At 71.1% G+C, this 18,581-nt stretch carries 17 protein-coding genes and 3 pseudogenes; 5 read left to right on the forward strand and 15 right to left on the reverse strand.

Annotation, left to right across the window (positions count from 1 at the left end; translation table 11 throughout):
- Positions 1-8 precede the first annotated feature (8 nt).
- The 10 genes and pseudogenes from OG556_RS33995 to OG556_RS34040 all read right to left on the reverse strand — a co-directional run bounded on the left by OG556_RS33995 (position 9) and on the right by OG556_RS34040 (position 8,676).
- On the reverse strand, positions 9-239 hold the full coding sequence (locus tag OG556_RS33995) for a 4Fe-4S domain-containing protein (RefSeq protein ID WP_331742874.1): 231 nt from the start codon (positions 237-239) through the stop codon (positions 9-11).
- A complete protein-coding gene (locus OG556_RS34000) occupies positions 236-1,444 on the reverse strand; it encodes a cytochrome P450 (protein WP_331742876.1) in 1,209 nt (402 codons plus the stop codon). Before OG556_RS34000 ends, OG556_RS33995 begins: the two co-directional genes overlap by 4 nt.
- Positions 1,445-2,166: 722 nt before the next feature.
- Complete coding sequence (locus tag OG556_RS34005) at positions 2,167-2,967, reverse strand: VOC family protein (protein ID WP_331742878.1); 801 nt, start codon at positions 2,965-2,967, stop codon at positions 2,167-2,169.
- A gap of 135 nt (positions 2,968-3,102) precedes the next feature.
- A pseudogene (locus OG556_RS34010) lies at positions 3,103-3,219 on the reverse strand (transposase); the annotation flags it as partial.
- Positions 3,220-3,240: 21 nt separating this feature from the next.
- Positions 3,241-4,374, reverse strand: coding sequence for a polyprenyl synthetase family protein (locus tag OG556_RS34015; protein ID WP_331742880.1), 1,134 nt, complete (start codon positions 4,372-4,374; stop codon positions 3,241-3,243).
- Positions 4,375-5,727: 1,353 nt separating this feature from the next.
- Positions 5,728-6,525, reverse strand: coding sequence for a phytanoyl-CoA dioxygenase family protein (locus tag OG556_RS34020; RefSeq protein WP_331742881.1), 798 nt, complete (start codon positions 6,523-6,525; stop codon positions 5,728-5,730).
- A gap of 497 nt (positions 6,526-7,022) precedes the next feature.
- Positions 7,023-7,178, reverse strand: a complete 156-nt coding sequence (locus tag OG556_RS34025) for a hypothetical protein (RefSeq protein WP_331742883.1) — start codon at positions 7,176-7,178, stop codon at positions 7,023-7,025.
- A gap of 78 nt (positions 7,179-7,256) precedes the next feature.
- Positions 7,257-7,385: a hypothetical protein gene (locus OG556_RS34030; RefSeq protein WP_331742886.1), complete on the reverse strand. Its 129-nt coding sequence runs from the start codon at positions 7,383-7,385 to the stop codon at positions 7,257-7,259.
- Complete coding sequence (locus OG556_RS34035) at positions 7,382-7,561, reverse strand: hypothetical protein (protein ID WP_331742889.1); 180 nt, start codon at positions 7,559-7,561, stop codon at positions 7,382-7,384. The genes OG556_RS34030 and OG556_RS34035 overlap by 4 nt, the downstream gene beginning before the upstream one ends.
- A 434-nt stretch (positions 7,562-7,995) precedes the next feature.
- On the reverse strand, positions 7,996-8,676 hold the full coding sequence (locus tag OG556_RS34040; RefSeq protein WP_331745359.1) for a TetR/AcrR family transcriptional regulator: 681 nt from the start codon (positions 8,674-8,676) through the stop codon (positions 7,996-7,998).
- An 80-nt stretch (positions 8,677-8,756) separates the two neighbouring features.
- Between OG556_RS34040 and OG556_RS34045 the strand changes: the two genes are divergently transcribed.
- Complete coding sequence (locus tag OG556_RS34045; protein WP_331742891.1) at positions 8,757-9,872, forward strand: NAD(P)/FAD-dependent oxidoreductase; 1,116 nt, start codon at positions 8,757-8,759, stop codon at positions 9,870-9,872.
- A gap of 172 nt (positions 9,873-10,044) precedes the next feature.
- Here the strand turns inward: OG556_RS34045 and OG556_RS34050 are convergent, their stop codons facing one another.
- A complete protein-coding gene (locus tag OG556_RS34050) occupies positions 10,045-10,227 on the reverse strand; it encodes a hypothetical protein (protein ID WP_331745499.1) in 183 nt (60 codons plus the stop codon).
- Here OG556_RS34050 and OG556_RS34055 point away from each other — a divergent pair.
- Positions 10,172-10,312, forward strand: a pseudogene (locus OG556_RS34055) (transposase family protein); the annotation flags it as partial. The gene OG556_RS34050 and the pseudogene OG556_RS34055 overlap by 56 nt on opposite strands.
- Positions 10,249-10,962 (forward strand): annotated as a pseudogene (locus OG556_RS34060) (ISAs1 family transposase); the annotation flags it as partial. The pseudogenes OG556_RS34055 and OG556_RS34060, both read left to right, overlap by 64 nt.
- Before the next feature lie 407 nt (positions 10,963-11,369).
- Here the strand turns inward: OG556_RS34060 and OG556_RS34065 are convergent.
- Positions 11,370-12,299 carry an NADP-dependent oxidoreductase gene (locus tag OG556_RS34065; protein WP_331742892.1) on the reverse strand — a complete coding sequence of 310 codons (930 nt, stop codon included), beginning with the start codon at positions 12,297-12,299 and terminating at the stop codon, positions 11,370-11,372.
- Positions 12,300-12,349: 50 nt separating this feature from the next.
- Here OG556_RS34065 and OG556_RS34070 point away from each other — a divergent pair, with 50 nt between their 5' ends.
- The gene (locus OG556_RS34070) at positions 12,350-12,976 is read left to right on the forward strand and encodes a helix-turn-helix domain-containing protein (RefSeq protein WP_331742894.1); all 627 of its coding nucleotides are present in this window, start codon (positions 12,350-12,352) and stop codon (positions 12,974-12,976) included.
- 335 nt (positions 12,977-13,311) lie between these two features.
- Positions 13,312-14,262 (forward strand): polyprenyl synthetase family protein, encoded by a 951-nt coding sequence (locus OG556_RS34075; protein ID WP_331742897.1) that lies wholly within the window; start codon positions 13,312-13,314, stop codon positions 14,260-14,262.
- Here the strand turns inward: OG556_RS34075 and OG556_RS34080 are convergent.
- The 3 genes from OG556_RS34080 to OG556_RS34090 all read right to left on the reverse strand — a co-directional run bounded on the left by OG556_RS34080 (position 14,246) and on the right by OG556_RS34090 (position 17,654).
- Positions 14,246-15,961 (reverse strand): FAD-dependent oxidoreductase, encoded by a 1,716-nt coding sequence (locus tag OG556_RS34080; RefSeq protein WP_331742900.1) that lies wholly within the window; start codon positions 15,959-15,961, stop codon positions 14,246-14,248. The genes OG556_RS34075 and OG556_RS34080 overlap by 17 nt on opposite strands.
- A 386-nt stretch (positions 15,962-16,347) precedes the next feature.
- Positions 16,348-17,157: an isocitrate lyase/phosphoenolpyruvate mutase family protein gene (locus tag OG556_RS34085; RefSeq protein ID WP_331742902.1), complete on the reverse strand. Its 810-nt coding sequence runs from the start codon at positions 17,155-17,157 to the stop codon at positions 16,348-16,350.
- Complete coding sequence (locus OG556_RS34090) at positions 17,154-17,654, reverse strand: hypothetical protein (RefSeq protein ID WP_371523187.1); 501 nt, start codon at positions 17,652-17,654, stop codon at positions 17,154-17,156. Before OG556_RS34090 ends, OG556_RS34085 begins: the two co-directional genes overlap by 4 nt.
- Positions 17,655-18,581: the final 927 nt, after the last annotated feature.

Genomic DNA, 18,581 nt, shown 5'->3' on the forward strand with positions numbered 1-18,581 from the left:
GCACCGGATCAGCGCGCCGGATGCACCCGGATCGCCGAGGCCGGGCACATGGCGGCCGCCTGGCGGGCCAGTTCCGCCGCCCGCGCGCCGGGCTCGGCGGCGAGCACGACGACCTGCCCGGCCTCGTCCTGGTCGAACACCAGCGGCGCGGTCACCGCGCACTGCCCCGACGACACGCACCGCGAGGTGTCCGCCTCCACCAGCGCAACCGGCCTCTCGTACGGCTGCTCCTCGTTCACCACAGGACCGGGACCTCGCTGAGGCCGCCCGCCAGCCGCTCGGCGTGGTCGCGCAGGCTCCGCGCGTCCACCGCCAGCCGCAGGCCGGGGAAGCGCCGGAACAGCGCGGTCAGCGCGACCTGCATCTCGGTGCGTGCCAGCACGTTGCCGATACAGTAGTGGCCGCCGTGCCCGAAGGCCAGGTGGGCGTTCGGGGAACGCGACGGCTCGAAGGTGTCCGGCTCCTCGAACACCCGCCCGTCCCGGTTCGCGGCGTTGATCGCCACCAGCACCGCCTCGCCCCGCGCGATCGCGGTCCCCGCGACGGTGACGTCCTCACGGGCGTAGCGGGTCAGGCCCAGGCCGCCGGGCGAGGCCATCCGCAGGACCTCCTCCACGGTGGCGCGGGCCAACGTCCCGGGGTCGGCGGCGAAGCGGTCCCGCCGACCGGTGTCGCTCAGCAGGAACAGCACGCCCAGGTCGATCCGGGCCGACGTCGTCTCGTGGCCGGCGAACAGCAGCCCCACCGCCAGGCGGGTCATCTCCCCCTCGGTGAACGAGGGGTCCTGCGCCTGCACGGCCAAGATGTCGCTGATCACGTCCTGCCCCGGCTGCTTCCGCTTCTGTTCGGCGATGCCGGCCACGTACGCCTCGAACTCGGCCATGGCCGCGGCGCCGTCGGCCTCGCCGTACAACGCGGCGATCCGCTCCGACCAGCCGCGCAACAGGCCCCGGTCCGCGACCGGCACACCCAGCAGCTCGCAGATCACCATCACCGGCAACGGGAACGACAGGTGGTCGTGCAGGTTGACGGCGCGTTCCGGATCCCGTGAACGCTCCTCCTCCATCGCGTCCAGGCAGGAGGCGGCGAGCTCCCCGATCCTCTCGCCCAGCCGGCGCATCCGCGGCGCGCTGAACGCGGGCGCCAGCATCCGCCGCATCCGCGTGTGCTCGCGGTCCTCCTCCTCGGGCGAGGGGGCGGGGCGCGTGTGCAGCGCCGACTCCGAGATCCTGGGCGCGCCCTCGGAATCGGGGCGCAGCCGGGAGAAGCGGGTGTCGCTCAGGACCTCCCGGGCCTCCTCGTAGCGGGTCACCAGCCAGGCCGGGTCGCCGACGGGTGTCGTCACCCGCGTGATCGGGCCTTCCTCGCGCAGACGCGCGAACAGCGGCGCCAGGTCCAGGGCGTCGGGGCGCTCGAAGGGTAACTGCGGTGCGGGGGCGGTCATGATGGGTCTCCTCACCGGCCGAAGGGCCACAAGAGCAGCGAACGCTTGGCAGAACCGCCCTCTCCTGCACGTCCGGGCCGGGGTGGATGAGCGGCGTCCCGGCCCAACAAGTGAGAGTCAGCTCTCTCTTCTCTCGGGAGCGTAACACCGTCGGCACGCACAGTCAGCCACCAGGCGAAATCGGCCTGCCCGGTGACAGGACGGGCCCGGCCCCCGGCCCCGGTACTGGCGAACCCACCCGTCCAACTGCCGCCGGCTCCTCACCAGACCCACCCCGCCGGTGACCGCGTGCGGTCAGCCGTGCGTGGCCGACCGCCTCTCGGCTTCCCCTTTCACGGCCCGACGGTCAGCCCGACGCGCCGCGCCATCCCGGCGCGGCCCCTTGCCGGCGAATCGGCACAACGGCCGTCGCCGACAGAGGGGATCCCGTCTGCTGCTGAGCACACCAGGCGGCGGGACCGTCGCCCGGCGCGCTCAACGTCCACGACAGCGCGACGCTCCCCAGCCCACGACCACATACCCGCCACTCGCCGTGTGACGGGGGGCAGGATCCGCTACAACCATCCTGCTCGTGTGGCCAGCGCCGCCGATGGCCACGTGCCCGGCTGCCCTACATGACGACCGCAACCACCGTCGCGGCCCCGCCGCTCGTGCCACCACCGTGGAGGACGAACCGCACCCCCTCCCGCACGATGGCGAACCGTGCCCCCGTCGCTCCGGCGTCAGGCCGCCTTCGACTCGCCCCTGAGCACGGCGAAGACCGCTCCGGCCGGGTCCATCACCATCGCCAACCGGCCGATGCCTGCCGCGTCCATCGGCGCGATCAACGGCGTGGCCCCGAGCTGGACGGCGGCGTGGTACGACGCGTCGCAGTCGGTGACACCGAAGTACGGGTGCCACTCCGACGCCGACCCGGCGTCCAGGTGCATCTGCTGAAGCTGGAGGATGCCGCCGTGCGCGGTGTCATCCCCGGAGCCGGCACCGGGCGCCGAAGCAACGTTGTAGGTCAGCCCCCCACCCATCGCCATGTCCTGGTAGGTCCAGGCGAACACGCTGCGGTAGAAGTCCTGGGCCACGGCGGCGTCGGTGGTGTAGAGCTCCGTCCAGCACAGGGCGTTCGGCTCCATGACCGTTTCCAGGCCCTTGATGTCGCCCGGCTGCCAGACCGCGAAGTCGGCACCTGTCGGGTCGGTGAACTGCGCGAGCCGACCCGCGGTGAAGACGTCCATCGGCGCGGTCCGGACCCGACCGCCGGCCTGCTCCACCGCCTTGCTGGTGGCCTCCGCGTCCGTGGTGAAGAAGTAGGGCGTCCAGGCCGGGGCCGCGCCTTCCTCCTGGCAAGGGCCGACGGCGCCGACGGTCTTGCCGTCGAGCTGGAGGAAGCCATAGCCCCCGGCGTCCGGTCCGGCCGACTGGAAGGTCCAGCCGAACAGCGCGGAGTAGAACGCCGCGGCGGCGTCGACGTCGGGGACACCAAGGTCGATCCAGTTGGGTACGCCGGGAACGAAGCGAGTCGTCAGCATGAGGGACTCCGATCACGCGATGGTCAGTGCCGGTGCCCAGCATGGCAGCGGAGCACTGCCAGCAGCCGCACCGTCACCCGCTGGGGCGATCAGCACACAGACGAAGCCCCTGGTCGCGGAGTTGCGGAGCACGTTGTAGACCGTCTCCCAGGGCGGACAGTCGCGTGGGAGGTGCCGCCAGGGAATGCCGGTGCGGTCGACGTACAGGATCGCGTCCAGGAGATCGCACAGTTCGCGCTCGGGCGGCCGACCTCCCTTGGACGGTCCGGCCGTTCATGCCGTCCGTTGGACGGCTTGGCGGGCGATGTGGCGCAGAGTCTCGGATGCCGCGGGGTCGACCGGTGCGCCGTCCAATGCGGCCAGTGCCTGGTCGTACCGTTCGGCGATCATGTCGTTCACCATGTCGTGGGCACCGGATGCGGTGATGATGTGGCGGGCGGCGTCGGCCTGGTGTTGCGTCAGGGTGGGGCAGCCGAGGTGCAGGCGGAGCCGGTCGGCCTGGGCAGGGCTTGCGTGTTGCAGGGCGAGGGCGATCAGGACCGTGGCCTTGCCCTCCCGCAGGTCGTCGAGCGCGGGCTTGCCGGTCACCTTCGGGTCGCCGAAGACGCCGAGGAGGTCGTCGCGCAGTTGGAACGCCTCGCCGAGCGGGATCGCATACGCGGAAAGGCCGTGCAGCAGGGTTTGATCGGCACCGGCGAGTGCGGCGCCGAGTTGGAGCGGCCGCTCGACCGTGTACTTTGCGGTCTTGTACCGGATGACCGTCAGGGCGGTGGCGACGCTGGGGCTGTCCGAGCCGGTATGGGCCAGGTCCAGGTACTGGCCGAGGGTGACCTCGGTGCGCATCGCGTCCAGCAGCGGCAGGATGCGGGCGAGTTGTTCAGGGGCGGGGTGGCCCTGGTGGAGGAGTTCGTCGGACCAGACCATGGCCAGGTCCCCGATCAGGATGGCTGCGCCTTCGCCGAACCGATCCGCGGGCACCTGCTGTGCCAAGTGCGGGTGCTGCCGGCGGTACTGGTGGGCCTGGGAGCGGTGGACGGTGGGTCGGCCGCGGCGGGTCGTCGAGCGGTCCATGACGTCGTCGTGGATGAGGCAGAAGGCGTGGAAGAGCTCCAGGGACGCGGCCAGGTGCCGTGCCGTGCGCGGGTCGCCGGTGCCGCCGGTGCCGCCGGCGGCGTGCCAGCCGACCAGCGCGAGGACCGGGCGGATGCGCTTGCCCCCGGCATCAAGGAATTCCCGCAGCGGCGCTGCCACGTTCGGCAAGCGCCCGCCCGCTGTCGTCGACTCCTCCTTGCAGGCGAGGAAGGTGTGCAGGACCTGCTCGACGTCGCTCTTAAGACGCTCCGGATCCAGCGAGGGGGCCGGCGGCGGGGTGGAAGCCGGCACTGCGGCTGAGAAGGGCAGGGTCATGGCAAGGGGTCCTCATCGGAGGGGTCGGCGGATTCGAGGCTGGGGGCGGGTGGTTGAACACCAGGAGGCGCGGGCTGACCCACGACGGATACATCGGCTCGGCCGTTCCCGCCGCGCGGAGCCGTAGAGGCACTGAGGGCTGGACGTGCGCCGAGGACGTACTCATCAAGCACCCGGCCCGACCCGAGCGGCAACATCCGGGTAGTGATCCATGAGTGCACGCGTTGAACGGACAGCCCGCGTTCGACGCCGCCGTCCGAGCCCAACCCCCGGCCCCGCCGTACCCCGGGGACAGGCACGCATCAACCGGCCCCGCGACCTGCCGTGATGTGACGTCACCATCGCGCGCCCGAAACCAGCGTCGGGGCACGGTCACACCAGGAAGCGATGGGCGCCACGATCAGCCAGGGCGGCCCTTCGGTGCTCAAGCGGTTGAGACCGTGAACGAAGGCGACCGTCGTGTGATGCCCCGGACCACCCGGTCGCCGCGACGGATCCGACCCACAGGCCTCCCAGGGCGGTGGGAAGTTCACCACCGGAGACAGAAGCGCACGCAGGCAGGGGCGCCCTCTTGTCCGACAACGAGCCATTCGTGGCGAAAGACGCCCGCCGCTCTTGCACCTACCCGTGCCAACGGCCTACCCGTACCAACGCTTTGGCCGCTCTGGGCGGGTTCCCTGCGCGGGCCAGGCTTGGCGCACTGACGAGGCGGGGCCGGGCCGCGGCGTGGATTCGGCCACGTGTCATCAGAGGCCTGGCCAAAACCGAGCCGCAGCCTGTCACAGCAGCGGCGCTCCCTGTGCCGGGAACCGGTGCGCGGCCGGGTCGGACCGCGCCCCCGAGCAGGTACACGATCGACGATCCGGCTGTCACCGACGAGGTCTTCGACCAGATGGCCGCGTGCGGGGTCTGTGGCGGCGGGGCGGCTTTCATGGCCTTCTTCGCCATGGTGGCCGAGGCGGGGAAGCGGAAGGGGGATGCCGGCCCTCCCGCACGGGAGCAACGGCACCGCTCTGTCCTGTGTGTCGGCTGCGGGCAGGAGCCCGCCCTCGTGACGCTTGCACGGGACCTGGTCACGGACACGGACTTCCTGGACAGTGCGCTGTCACGGCTCAGGCGCCGGCACGTGCCGGGCGCCTCGCGCCGCGTCGCGGCGTCATGACTGTCACCCGGCTCGCCGACGCCGACAAGGCCGAGGCCCGGCTCTTCGCGACGGCGAAGGGAGCGCCCTCGGCCTACCGCGAAGCATACGAGCCGTACGGGGACCGGCTCAGGGCCAACGGCCTGTCAGGAGCCGATACTTCGGCGACCACCCGCCACCACTACCTGATATCAGTTGTGTCCGTGCTTGGGTCAGGGCAGCGGAGTTGGTTCGAGGTTGACGAAGTAGGCCGGGCGGGGCGTCGGCCAGTCCGTCGGTGCGTTGTCGACCGGGTTGTAGCTGATCAGCGCGAGGGTACGCGGTCGCCGTGAGCGGTTGGGGAGGGACCCGTGTACGACGTTGCTGTCAAAGAAGACCACACTCCCCGCAGGCCCACATGCGGTGAACACCTCGCGGCCACCTGACAGGGTCGTGGCCCCGCCGTCGGAGATGGCGAATGACAGGTTGGCGGAGACCGCGGCCGACCAGTCGTCGGCTTCCCTGTCGGTGATCTCTTGGTGGTCCATGGCCTCCAGCTCTTCGTGCAGAGCAGGGCCCGTGTGACTGCCGGGGACGATCCGAAGCGGGCCGTTGTCCTCGTCGATATCGTCGAGGAAGATGCCGGCAGTGAACGCCCTCGGTGCGGGCAGGCCGTCTTCGGCCTGCCAATAAGTGAAGTCCCGGTGCCATTCCCATTGGTCGCCGGCCTCAGCGGACTTCGGGTTTACTTTCCACTGGAGGACGTACAGGTCACTGTTGCTCAGGCTCTTGGCTGTCTGCGAGACCACCGAGTCGGTCGCCACCTCTTGCCATACGCCTTCTTTCCGGTGCAGTCCGTAGACGGCTCGCACTGTGGTTCCGTCGTCTTCGAGGAACCTCTGCGGACCGGGCTCGTCGAGTACCTTCGGGAGTTCCTCTTGAATTCTCTTCAGGAGGTCTCGCGGCAGCAGTCCGGGAAAGAAGACGAATCCGTCGGTGCGGAATTTCTCTGCGTGGTCCAGCTCGATCATTGGATTCCTAGCGTGTTCAGAATTGGGTGGACACCTTCGAGGTCGTTGTAGCGGAAAACCGGCGTCGCGTCCCCGGCCGCATCGAGCATCCCGCGCGCATGGGGTCACGGCGGACGATTTCGTGTGTGCCACCTGCGCGCGGCCTCCAGGGAACTGGTCTCCCGCCCGCGGGCGGCAGGAGCGACGCCACTGAGCACCAACATAAGCGAGGTGCATCCCGGCGGCCACGTGTAGTGATGATCACGCAACCCTCGTCGCTCCGCCGGGCGAATAGCGGCAGCCACTGCCTCACGGTGTGCTGCCTGGACGGGTCAAGGACTCGCGACCACCGCCCTCGACGCGGACATGCGGGTACAACCCGCTGCGCTTCTTCACCTGAGGAGTGCCGCTTTCTTGATGACGACATTGACCCTGGACAAGCCCTATCGTCCCAGTTCAGTGGCACTCCTCGCTCTTTTGATCACGCCTCGGCCAGCCTCGCTCGTGAGAGCGCGAGGCTAGGGGCGGACCAGGCGGAACTTGACGTACACCTGGTTGACGTTGAAGATCCCCTGCCCGACTGACAGCCACCGCTTGCCCGGCAGCGTGCTGGCGTAGACCCGCCGATCCGTTCCCGCCTGCTTGAGGTAGAACAGATCTCCTCCCGCGAGCACGATGTCCCAGCGGGTGGGGCAACTGCTTTTCTCAAGCTGGATTTCCTCTCCGGAGCGGCACCAGGTCCGGTATTCGCTTCAGTTGGCACTCGTCGACGCGATGCTGTAGTTGCCCTCGTGGTCCAGGGTGAGGACCACGGCAGTGCCGTTGCCCGGTGCGTTGGTCAGGAGCGCGTAGTCCCAGTTGTCGTAGACCTCGAACGTCACCCCCTGCCCGAATCGTCCTGGCCGAGGTAGACCGGGTCGTAAACGACGTCCCGCTTCCCGCCGGCCGGGGCCTGCGCACTCGACACCGGGGCGGTCAGCGACAGCAGCACGAGGCAGCCGACGGCGGCGGTCGCCATCCTCCGGATCGACTGGCGCAGCGGCAGTGGCTTCCGCACGGATGTGCTCTCCTATTGATTCGGTCTGTAGGTCCTTTGCTGACCAGTCATTTTCGCCGCGCGTGAAGTGGCATCCGTCGATGGTTGCGGCGCGTCAGCGATTTCATGCAGAAGAGGGACTGTGGAAGACAGGTCTCTCGATACGGAGTTTCCGATCTTTTGACCGATTTTCGATCACACATTCCGAGCCTGCTTGAACTTGTACCTTCCGCTAACGGTCGCGACGACTTGGCGGAGGACATGATGACTGAGGGCGAAATACCGATGGGCGCTCGTTCGTCGGCCCGCCCCCGCAGGGCATCGGCGTAGTCACTCGGCGCCCGGTTCATCGTGATCTGCCCAGCTTCCAGGTGCATTGGTGAGGTTGCGTCGTCGCAATGCGTCAGCGCAACCTGGTGCCACGGGCGGCGCTTGTCCGGTCTCCCGACCGCGCGTCAGCTTGAGATGCGGGCTTCGATGCCGTCGAGGAGAAAGTCGAGGCCGGTCCGGAAGGTCTGATCGGCGTCTAGGTGAGGGCCGTCGCGTACGACCATGGCCAGCGCGGGGAATCGGCCCGTTGCGAAGGTGCGCTCCAGGTACGGCCCGAAGGTGGCCTGCCACTGCTTCTTGTCCATCCCGGTGGCCCGCTCGGCGCGCCGCTCGGTGATCTCCCTGCGCACCGCGCCGATCACGTAGGCGTTGACCGCAGAGATCGCCGGCACGGCGGCGTCCAGGTCGACGCCGCCCATCGCGGCCACCACAGCTTCCCCGCTGGCCAGCGTATTCGGCCCGAGCTGCGGCCGCCCGCCGATCAGGTCGGCGAGCCATTCGTGTTGGTGAACGGCCTGTCGGGTGGCCTCGGCGAGGGAGCACAGTACCTCTCGCCAGCCGTCGCCAGTCGGCCGGATCTCGGCGTGGACCGCATCGACCATCAGGTCGAGCAACTCCTCCTTGGTGGCGATGTAGCCGTACAGCCGCATCGGCCCGACTCCCAGCGCGGCGGCGAGCTTGCGCAGCGACACCGCCTCTAGGCCGTCCGCGTCGGCCAGTCGGATCGCCGTGCGTACGATCCGCTCCCGGCTCAGTGGACCCAGCACTGGTCGATCCGGCGGCTCCGGCCGTTCCCACACCAACATGCCGCTGACAATACCGCGTGGGTGATACGGTGACAGCGTCGATACAGTGTATCGACCAATATGGTGAATCGGGGGCATTCATGACCATCGCCATCATCGGAGCCGGCCTGGGCGGCCTGACCCTGGCCCGCATACTGCACGTGCACGGCATCGACGCCGTCGTCTACGAACGTGAACCTTCGTCCGGCGCGCGCAGCCAGGGCGGCATGCTCGACCTGCACGCCAGGACCGGCCAGCGGGCGCTGCGCGAGGCCGGCCTGATCGACCAGTTCCACGCGATCGCCCGCCCCCAGGGCCAGGACCTGCGTCTCCTCGAACCGGACGGCACCCTGCTGTTGCAGGAGGACACGCCCGACGACGCCCCGCTGGATCGGCCTGAGGCCGACCGTGCCGACCTGCGCAACCTCCTGCTGGACTCCCTCCCCGCACACGCGGTGCGCTGGGGGCACACGTTCGAGTCCGCCGACCACGGCCTCCTGCACTTCGCCGACGGCAGCCGTACGACGTCCGACCTACTGGTCGGCGCCGACGGCGCGAACTCCCGGGTCCGCGCCCTGCTCACCGACGCCCTGCCGGTGCACATCGGCCAAAGCGTCGTCGAGCTCGCCATCCCCGACATCGACCTCACCCACCCCGACCTCGCCGCCATGGTCGGACGCGGCAACTACTGGGTGCTCGGCAACGGACAGTCCCTGTCGGCGCAGCGGAACGGCGACGGCCAAGTACGCGTGTACCTCAGCTTCTACAACACCGCCGAGAACTGGTTCGCCACCAGTGGGATCCCGTTCGAGGATCCAGCCGCCACCCGTGCGCACCTGATCGACCTGTTCACCAGCTGGGACCCACGGTTCACCGCCCTGATCGCAGCCTGCGGGGACACGATCCTGCCCCGCTCGATCGCTGCCCTCCCGGTCGGCCTGACCTGGCCCTCGACCCCAGGCGTCACCCTCCTCGGCGACGCCGCCCACCTGATGCCCCCGGTGGGACAGGGCGCCAACATGGCGATGCTCGACGGTGCCCTGCTCGGCCTCGCACTGGCCGCCCACCCGGACGACTTCCCCGCCGCCATCGAGGAGTACGAACGTGAGATGTTCGACCGCACTGTCGCTGTCGGCCGACAGTCCGCGGACATGCAGGAGATGCTGGCGTCGCCGGACGCCAGCCAGAAAATGCTCGCATTCTTCCAACTTGTCTGAATGTAAACGAATACGACGAGGCGACCCAGAGCTACGGCGTAGCCGTGTGGCGTCAGGTTCCTGACGGTCAGTGGGGCAGGTGGCTCTGAGATCGGAAGCAAGCACGGATTCCAAGATCATGGACTTCTCGACGTCCCGTGATCCGAGTGGAAGACCAATGCCTGCCGACGCATCATCGCCGATCCCGTCCGCTCTTGACCAACTCCGCCAGCAGCCCGATCCCAGCATCGAGGAGGTCCCTGGGCTGCTGGAACGGCTCGCGGAGGTGCCGGACCCGCGCGATCCGCGCGGCGTGCGGCATGCCCTTGGCGGTCGTGCTCGTACTGACCGCGTGCGCGGTGCTGGCCGGGGCCACCTCGCTGCTGGCGGTCGGCGAGTGGATCGCCGATGCCCCACCCCACGTGCTCGAACGGCTCGGACTGCGGCCCGATCCGCTGCTGCCGCGCCGCCTGGTGCCCTCCGAGTCCGCCGTGCGCCGGCTGCTGGCCCGGATCGACGGCGCGACGCACTGGACCGGGCGGTCGGCCGCTGGCTCGCCGACCGCCGCCCGAAGCCGAACAGGTCCGCCGGGCTGCGTGGCCTGTCTGTGGACGGCAAGAGCCTGCGCGGCGCTGCCCGGGCGACCAGACGCAAGATTCACCTGCTCGCCGCAGTGGAGCACACCAGCGGCCTGGTCCTGGCCCAGCCGGACGTCGGCGAGAAGACGAATGAGATCACCTGCTTCCAGCCGTTGCTCGACACCGTTGCCGACCTGGCCGGGATCGTGGTCACCAGCGACGCCCTGCACACCCAGCGCGAGCAAGCCGCCTACCTCCTCGGCCGCCAGGCGCACTACATCGTGATCGTCAAAGGCAACCAGAAACACCTACGCAAGCAGCTCAAGTCCCTTCCCTGGAGGGACATCCCGCTCCAGGGCCGCACGAGGAGCAAGGGCCACGGCCGCTCCGAGATCCGCCGGATCAAGGTCGCCACCATGAACAACCTGCTGTTCCCCGGTGCCCGGCAGGCCATCCAGATCCAGCGCCAGCGCACCTGCCGCAAGACCGGCAAGACCACCATCAAGACGATCTACGCCGTCACCAGCCTGACCGCCGATCAGGCCACCCCCGCCCAACTCGCCCAGCTGATCCACGACCACTGGGGCATCGACCCTCCACCATATCCGCGATACCACCTTCGCCGAGGACGCCTCCCAACTGCGCACCGGCAACGCGCTTCGCGCGATGGCCACCTGGCGTAACCTCGCCATTGGCACCTTGAAACTAGTCGGCAGTACCAACACCGCAGCGGCACTGCGACGCAATGCCCGCGACCCCCGAAGCGCGACCCGATCAGCGGGGCCCGCCGCCCGGATGTCCGCACCCTCCACGTCGGTGGCGGCGAGCGCGGACCGTCCCCGGACGGTGATCACCGAACCGCTCGCGTTGGCGCTCGTACCGAATGCGGCGAGGGCGGGCACGTGGGTGTCAGCAGGGCGAACGTTTGCGTGATGCGGTATCAGAGGGTGAGGACGATCTTTCCCCGGGCATGGCCGGTCTCGCTCAGTCGGTGTGCCTGGGCCCCGTCCTCGATGGTGAAGGCGGCCGCGACCGGAACGGTGAAGCGGCCCTGCTGGGCGAGGACGGCGGCCGCGGCGAGTCCGTCGACCGCCTGCCGGTCGGCTCCGGGGCCGGCCGAGCGTGAGAGGTGCACCCCGTACTTCGCGGCGCCCAGGTCGGCGATGGTCACCACCCGCTCCGGACCTGCCGTGAGGTCCACCAGATCGGGCAGCGAACCGGATCCGGCGCAGTCCAGGACGGCGTCGACGCCGTTCGGTGCGTGGGCGGCGACCCGCTCCCCCAGCCCCTGGCCGTACGTGGTGGGTATCGCTCCCAGCCCCGCGATGAACTCGTGGTTGCGTGCGCTGGCCGTACCGATGACGGTCGCACCGCGGGCCACCGCGAGCTGGACGGCGACCGTGCCGACCCCGCCGGCCGCGCCCTCGATCAGCAGGGTCGTGCCGGTGCCGACCTCCAGCCGGTCCAGGACGCGCGTGGCGGTCTCCACGTTCGCGGCCGCGCCGCCGGCCTGCTCCCAGCTCAGCGTGTCCGGCTTCGGCGACCAGGCCGCCAGGACCGCGTACTCGGCGTTCGCGCCGCCCAGTTCGGCGAGATCGACGATGCCGAAGACCTCGTCCCCCGGCCGGACACCGGTCACTCCCGCGCCGACCTCGTCGACCACGCCCGCGGCATCCACGCCGAGCACGTGGGGCAGGCGCAGCGGTGTCATGTCGCGCAGCCGGCCCGAGCGCAGAAGGCAGTCGGCGGGCGTGAGGCCCGAGGCGCGTACAGCCACCCGGATGTGGCCCGGTCCCGCGTGGGGTTCCGGTACGTCGGCGACCTCAAGGGCATTGGCGGGACCGTACTCGGCGAATGTCAGTGCTCTCATGGCGTCGGACGCTAGTGGAACACCCCGTCCGTTTCGTTAAAGTGAGAGCGGTGACGAACCGATTGCCTCACTCCCTGCGCTCCGATGCCCGGGACAACCGCGAGCGCATCCTCGCCGTGGCCCGCACGACGTTCGCCGAGCAGGGGCTGGACGTGGCGATGCGCGAGATCGCGCGGCGCGCCGAGGTCGGCCCCGCGACCCTCTACCGGCACTTCCCGACCAAGGAGGCGCTGGTCACCACCGTCTTCACCGAGCAGATGGCGGCCTGCACCAGCGCGGTCGACGAGGGGCTGGCCGATCCCGACCCGTGGCACGGCTTCTGCCGGATGATCGAGCAGATCTGTGACATACACGCACGGGACCGGGGCTTCACCGCGGCCTTCGTCACAGCGTTCCCCCGTGCGACCGACTTCGCCGCGGACCGGGCGCGCGCACTGGACAAGACCGCCGAACTCGCCCACCGGGCCAAGGCGGCAGGCAAGCTGCGCCCGGACTTCGTCCTGGACGACCTGATCATGGTCCTCATGGCCAACAGCGGCATCCGGGCCACCACGCCGGCCACCACCATGGCCACCTCACGCCGCCTCGCCGCGCTGCTGATCAAGGGCATGCGCGCCGAACCCGCCGACCCGCCGCTACCCCCTGCGGTCCGACTGCCGCTGACAGTTGTCACTTAGCACCGCATCAGACAGTGGGCGTCTCATCAGGGGCGCCGACGCGCGGTCGTCACGAGGGCGGACAAGTGCCGCCGTATCTCACCCGACCGAGTGATCACCGGCTTAGCTGATGACCGGACTCCGGGCGATCCGGGACGGGCCCGCCGGACCGCCCGGAGGCACGGTCGCGTACGCTCGCCCGGGTGCCGCAAGGGTGTGGGGAGGCGGCCGGGTCGCCGGGCGCGGCCGGACCGGGAGGCAGGGGGTGGGTGTTGTCGGATCGTGCGCGGGCCGAATCGGTCCTCGAGGACGCGGCTGCCGCCTGTGACGCGCACCTGCGGCGCTGGGTAGGGCAGTTGGACGGCGCAGTCGGGCAGGTGGCGGCCTACCAGTTCGGATGGACCCGCGACGGATCCCCCCACCGGCGGCACGGCGGCAAGAACGTCCGAGCGGCCCTGGCACTGACCTGCGCCCGGGCGGTGGGAGGGGACCCGCAGCGGGCGGTGCCCGCCGCCGTGGCGGTGGAGATGGTGCACAACCTGTCGCTGCTGTACGACGACGTCCTGGACGGCGACGCGCTCCGCCGCCACCGGGCCTCCGCCTGGGAGGTGTTCGGGCCGGGCGCGGCGACCCGGTCGGCCGACGCGCTGCTGATGCTGGCCTTCGAGGTGCTCGCGGGCCCCGACGGCGAAGCCGTCGCCGGTGAGGCGTCGGCGGCCCTGCTGGACACGCTCATCCAGCTCGCGGTGGGTGAGAGCCTGGACGTGCTGTTCGAGGCCGCGCCCCGTATCGAGCTGTCCGAGTGCCTGGAGATGGTGTCGGGCAAGACGGCGTCGCTGATCTCCTGCGCCTGCCGGCTGGGCGCCCTCCACGGCGGCGCCGGGCCGGCGCAGGTCGAGACCCTGGCCGCGTTCGGACACGACCTGGGCATGGCGTTCCAGCTGGTGGACGACCTGCTGGGGATCTGGGGCGACGAAGCGGTCACGGGCAAACCGGTCTTCGCGGACCTGCGGGCCCGCAAGCTCTCGGTGCCGGTGGTCGCCGCGATGGCCTCGAACACCGCGGCGGGCGAGGAACTGGCCCGCCGCTACGCGCTGCCGGCCGACCCTGGCCGGGTCGGGGAGGCGGAGCTGGCCCGGTTGGTGGAGGAGGCCGGCGGCCGGCGCTGGACGGTGGATCGCGCCGCCGAGCACGCGGACGGGGCCCGACGCCGTCTGCGGAGCCTCGCCGACGGCCCCGGCGCGGTGCCCGGCGCCGTCGCCGACCTCGACGCGCTCTGCGAACTGATCGTCAACCGGTCGTACTGAACCGGTCGCCCCCGGCGCGGGAGGACCAGGGCGCCGGGGTGTCGAGGATGTGCGCACGACCCTGCCGGTAGAGCGCGGCGTCCACCTCCTTCAGGCGCCGCAGTTCCCCCGGCTCGTACAGGGCGTGGACCACGGCCGGCTCGGCGCCGTGCCCGGCGGCCTCCAGCAGCGCGTTCGCCGCCGCCCTACCGCTCTGGTTCGCGCCCTCCATGGTGGCCAGGTTCACCGGGCAGCGGACGAAGTCCCCGGCCATGAACAGGTTCACCGCGGCCGTCCGCGCCCGCGGGCGCAGCGCCCAGGAGCCGGTGGTGTTGATCAGCAGGGCCTCGTCGTTGGTGGCGGGACCGGGGCCGTCAAGGTTCTTGACGGCCGGGTCAAGGTGCCAGGAGTGGAGCAGACCGTCGTGGAGGGTCCGGCGGCGGCCGTCGTCGAGGGCGTCGGCGAACTGGGCCCAGACCTCGGCGACGACCTCGGCCCGGGTGCAGTCGCGGGCCGGCTTGCCGTAGAGGATGCCGGGGGTGTCCCAGGCGGAGATGTCGACCGACAGGCAGTCGGCCACCGTGCCGTCGCCGTAGGTGGCGCGGAAGTCGGTGTCCCAGAACTGCGCCTGGCTGATGGAGGTCAGGGCCCACGGGGAGTCCTGGTAGATGACGTGGCCGCGGGTGATCGGGGTGGGCTCGGCGAGGTAGAACTGCAGGCCGACCATCCAGTCGGTGCGCAGGTCCGCCGTCTTCTTCAGCTCCGGGTCCGCCTCGGCCAGGCCGCGCTCCAGCAGCGTCCCGATCCGGTCGACCGGGAGCGCGCACACGTACCAGTCCGCGGCCGCCTCCCGCCGCCGGCCGCCCGGGCCGCGCAGGACGGCGCCGACGACGGCGCGGCCCCGCACCGTCAGGCGCTCCACCTGCCAGCCGAGTTCGAGCCGCACCCCCAGCCGCTCCAGATGCCGCACCCACGGGTCGATCCAGGCGGTGCTGGTCGGGGCGTTCAGGACCCGGTCGGCGGCCTGGGCCTCGCCCCGGCCGAGGAAGCCGTAGCCGAAGGCCTCCAGGACCCCCCCCCCCCCGACGGTGTGCGCGCTGCACACCTCCGCCCTGGCCGCCACGACCGTACGGGTCGCCCCGACGACACACACCTTCCGGTACTCCTCGGAGGCACCGTCGGCGGCGGTGAAGTCCCACCACGACATCTGCTCCCACTGCCCCAGCCGCCGCTGCGCACTGCTGGTCATGTAGACGAGCAGCCGGTTGGCGAAGTACAGCAGCTCCTCGTTCAACTCTCCCCCGGCGCCCAGCTTCATGCCCCGGGCCCGCAGGATCTGCAGGGGCGTCCTCGGACCGGCGGCCAGGGACACGTCCGAGACCGTCTCCCCGATCCTCCCCGACCGGGCGGACAGCATCTGCGGTGCCTCCCGCAGGTTGCCCTCCACGCCCGAGGGCGAGCCCGGGAGGGGGATCCGCCGCATCGTGTCCGGCAGGCTCCGGTAGAAGCCGGGGAAGAACCGGAACCCGTGCTCGCTGGGCAGGTCGAGCCGCCCGCCGGTACCCGTCCCGGGAACCGAGGCACTGCGGGCCTTCCCGCCCCACCCGGAGGGCTCCACCACGGTCACCTCGAAGCCGCGCTCCGCCAGCTCCATGGCCGCCGTCAGCCCGGCCACCCCGCCGCCCAACACCATGACCGTCCGGCCCGAACGCCCCGACACCGCACGCCCCTCCCCGGCCCACGGCCGCCCGCCTGTCCTACCCGTCCCACCCGATCCGTACGGGAACGATAGAGCAGGTCGTGGCCGTCACCCCGGCGGGGCCCTCCCCGCGGCCCCCGGCACCCCGCGGCCGCGTTGCCGGCCCGAGCCGCCGGGCCGGAACGGCCCCGGAAACCGGGCACTTCAGCCCGGCCGGCCCGGAGCGGCCGGGACCCGTCACTGGGCCCGGCAACCCAGCAGCGCAGCGAATCGGTACCGGAGCGGGTCGGCCAGCCATGACGGCAGCACGGGCACAGGTCTCCCCAGCGATGACAGAGCGTCGTAACTCCACGTGTCTGGTGCGGCGCAAGCGGCGAGAGCGATGCGCCTGGGTGCCAGTCGGGTCCTCAGCTCCCGGGCGAGGCCAGGGCCTGTACTGCGGCATAGCCCGGAACCGACGACGTCTGTGGGAGCACGCCGTTCGCGCGCAGGCTGGCGGCGGTGTTCACGGCCGCACCGAGGGCGAGTCGGAACAGCAGTGAGCCGAGACTGACCCGGCGCACGCCGAGTTCGGCCAGGCGGGTGAGTGATGGCCCGTCCGGTGTGGCGAGGACGTTGAGCGGCAACGCGGTCGCGTCCACCGCCGCGGCGATGGACGCCGGATCGGTCAGACCCGGCACGAAGACGCCGTCTGCGCCCGCGTCCTGGTAAGCCGCCAAGCGGGACGCCGTCTCCGCGTCGCGTCCCCCGCCCAGCCAATGGGTGTCGGTGCGGGCGTTGACGAAGAGCGAGGGCACGGCTGACTTGACCGTGGTGATCTTCGCCGCGTGCAGGCGCGGCGGGGTGAGAGCGCCGTCGGCGCGGCCGTCCTCCAGGTTGACACCGACCGCGCCCGCCTCGGCGAGTTCCACCGCGAGGTCGGCGACCTCGGCCGGGTCGTCGCTGAAGCCGCCCTCGATGTCGACGGAGAGCAGGAAGGGCCCGCCACCGATCCGGCGCGCGAGCCGCAGCGTCTCGGCACGGGTCAGGCCGGCCCCGTCCGGCAGCCCGGCCGCGGCGGCGACGCCCAGGCTGGTGGTGCCGACGGCGGGGAAGCCGGCCGCGGCCAGCGCGGCTGCGGAAGCGTGGTCCCAGGCGTTCGGCAGCAACAACGGTGCGCTGGGGCGGTGGTGCAGTTCGCGGAAGGCGATGGCGAGGGAAGCATCGACAGTGCTCATGACTGGTCCTCGGGGTCGGCGGCGACGCCAAGAGAGCCGACGGCCCCGGCGTAGTAGTCCAGCGAGCCGGCGACGTGCGCGGCGAGTAGTCGGAAGGACCAGCCCGGGCCGGGCGAGCGGTCCAACTGCGCGTCGCTCAGCGTCCTGAGGCGGTCGTCCCAGATCCTGCCGAGCCGGACCAGGCGGCTGCGCGCCTCGTCGAGGTCCTCCGTGGTGAACGGCACGAGGTCTGCGGGCGTGGTGGTCACCGATCCGTGCCAGTGGTCCGGCTGCGGCTCCTGGCCGGCCAGGCGGGCCTCCAACTCGGCGAGGTGGTCCACCATATGGTCAGCGACCCGGCGGATCGCCTTGTGCGGAGTGTAGACGCGGCCGTCCCGTGTCAGCGGTCGCCCGTTCCAGGCGGTCCAGGTCGCGGCGAGGTCCAGCACCCGTGCGACCGCCTTCGTGATCTGCCCGGCCGGGTCGTCCCGCTCCAGCAGCCCAGCGGCGAGTGCCACCGCCTGGGCTTGGCCCGGACACCGGTGCGGCCCCGCGCCGAAGGCGAGAAGGACCGGATCGGCGTGTGCGCCGATGTCCGGATCGGACTGGTCGCCGTCGGCGGGGGCGACCGGCTTTGCGGCGGTGACATCGATCAGCGCCACCTCCCCGGCCCGGAGGTCCAGCGCGCCTACGCGGACGTCGGCCAGCGCTCGTCGGCGCAGCGCGGTCACCGGCGGGTCCTGCCGCAGCACCTCGGCGAGGAGGGCGTCCGCGCCACCCGACGGGAGCCCGTCCGGCGCGGCCCGACGGGCGTGCTCGACCAGTCGGGCGGTCGCATCGCACGCCTGCACCAACAGCCCGATCCGCTGCGCGGCGGTCTCCAGGTCCTCCATGCCGTCCTCCTGGACGGTCCGGGCGAGCAGCGACGCGACGGCTTCGTCGGCAATCTTCCCCTGGGCGGGCGTCAGGTCGCTGCCGAAGTATCCGGCGGACGCAGTGATGACTGCGTCGGCCACTGCGTCCGTACTCGGCAGACCCAGTTCCTCGGCCAGGATGCGTACGACAGTGTGCCGGTCGTCCGCGCCGACCACAGAGCCGGCAGCCGCCTGGCGCAGTTCGCGCGGGTCCAGGCGCGCAAGCTCCTCCGCCACGTGCGAGCGCCGACGGGCGTGCGTCTGGGCGTCGGCGGTGAAGCGGGCGACAGTGGCGCGCAGCCAGGCCAGTGAGCCTGCGGGCGCGTCCGCCGCGTCGGCGACAGGTTCGGGGACCAGCAGCGGCTGGTCGAGGGCCGCACGGGCGTCGGCGTACGCGGTGACACGGGGGGAGAGGACGGATGGGTCGGAGATCGTCATGTGGCCAACGCTAGGTGCGGGAGACTTCGGCACGCGCCGAACCATGGCCGGGGCAGGAGAGGCCCAATTCCTTTGGACTGTCCACGGGTCTCG

This window comes from Kitasatospora sp. NBC_01300 (genome assembly GCF_041435235.1).
GTDB lineage: Bacteria > Actinomycetota > Actinomycetes > Streptomycetales > Streptomycetaceae > Kitasatospora.

What these genes read in the sequence shown, in the direction of transcription:
- OG556_RS34000 (WP_331742876.1), bottom strand. Translation starts at nt 1,444, where the DNA reads ATGACCGCCCCCGCACCGCAGTTACCCTTCGAGCGCCCCGACGCCCTG.
- OG556_RS34005 (WP_331742878.1), bottom strand. Translation starts at nt 2,967, where the DNA reads ATGCTGACGACTCGCTTCGTTCCCGGCGTACCCAACTGGATCGACCTT.
- OG556_RS34015 (WP_331742880.1), bottom strand. Translation starts at nt 4,374, where the DNA reads ATGACCCTGCCCTTCTCAGCCGCAGTGCCGGCTTCCACCCCGCCGCCG.
- OG556_RS34020 (WP_331742881.1), bottom strand. Translation starts at nt 6,525, where the DNA reads ATGATCGAGCTGGACCACGCAGAGAAATTCCGCACCGACGGATTCGTC.
- OG556_RS34040 (WP_331745359.1), bottom strand. Translation starts at nt 8,676, where the DNA reads ATGTTGGTGTGGGAACGGCCGGAGCCGCCGGATCGACCAGTGCTGGGT.
- OG556_RS34045 (WP_331742891.1), top strand. Translation starts at nt 8,757, where the DNA reads ATGACCATCGCCATCATCGGAGCCGGCCTGGGCGGCCTGACCCTGGCC.
- OG556_RS34065 (WP_331742892.1), bottom strand. Translation starts at nt 12,299, where the DNA reads ATGAGAGCACTGACATTCGCCGAGTACGGTCCCGCCAATGCCCTTGAG.
- OG556_RS34085 (WP_331742902.1), bottom strand. Translation starts at nt 17,157, where the DNA reads ATGAGCACTGTCGATGCTTCCCTCGCCATCGCCTTCCGCGAACTGCAC.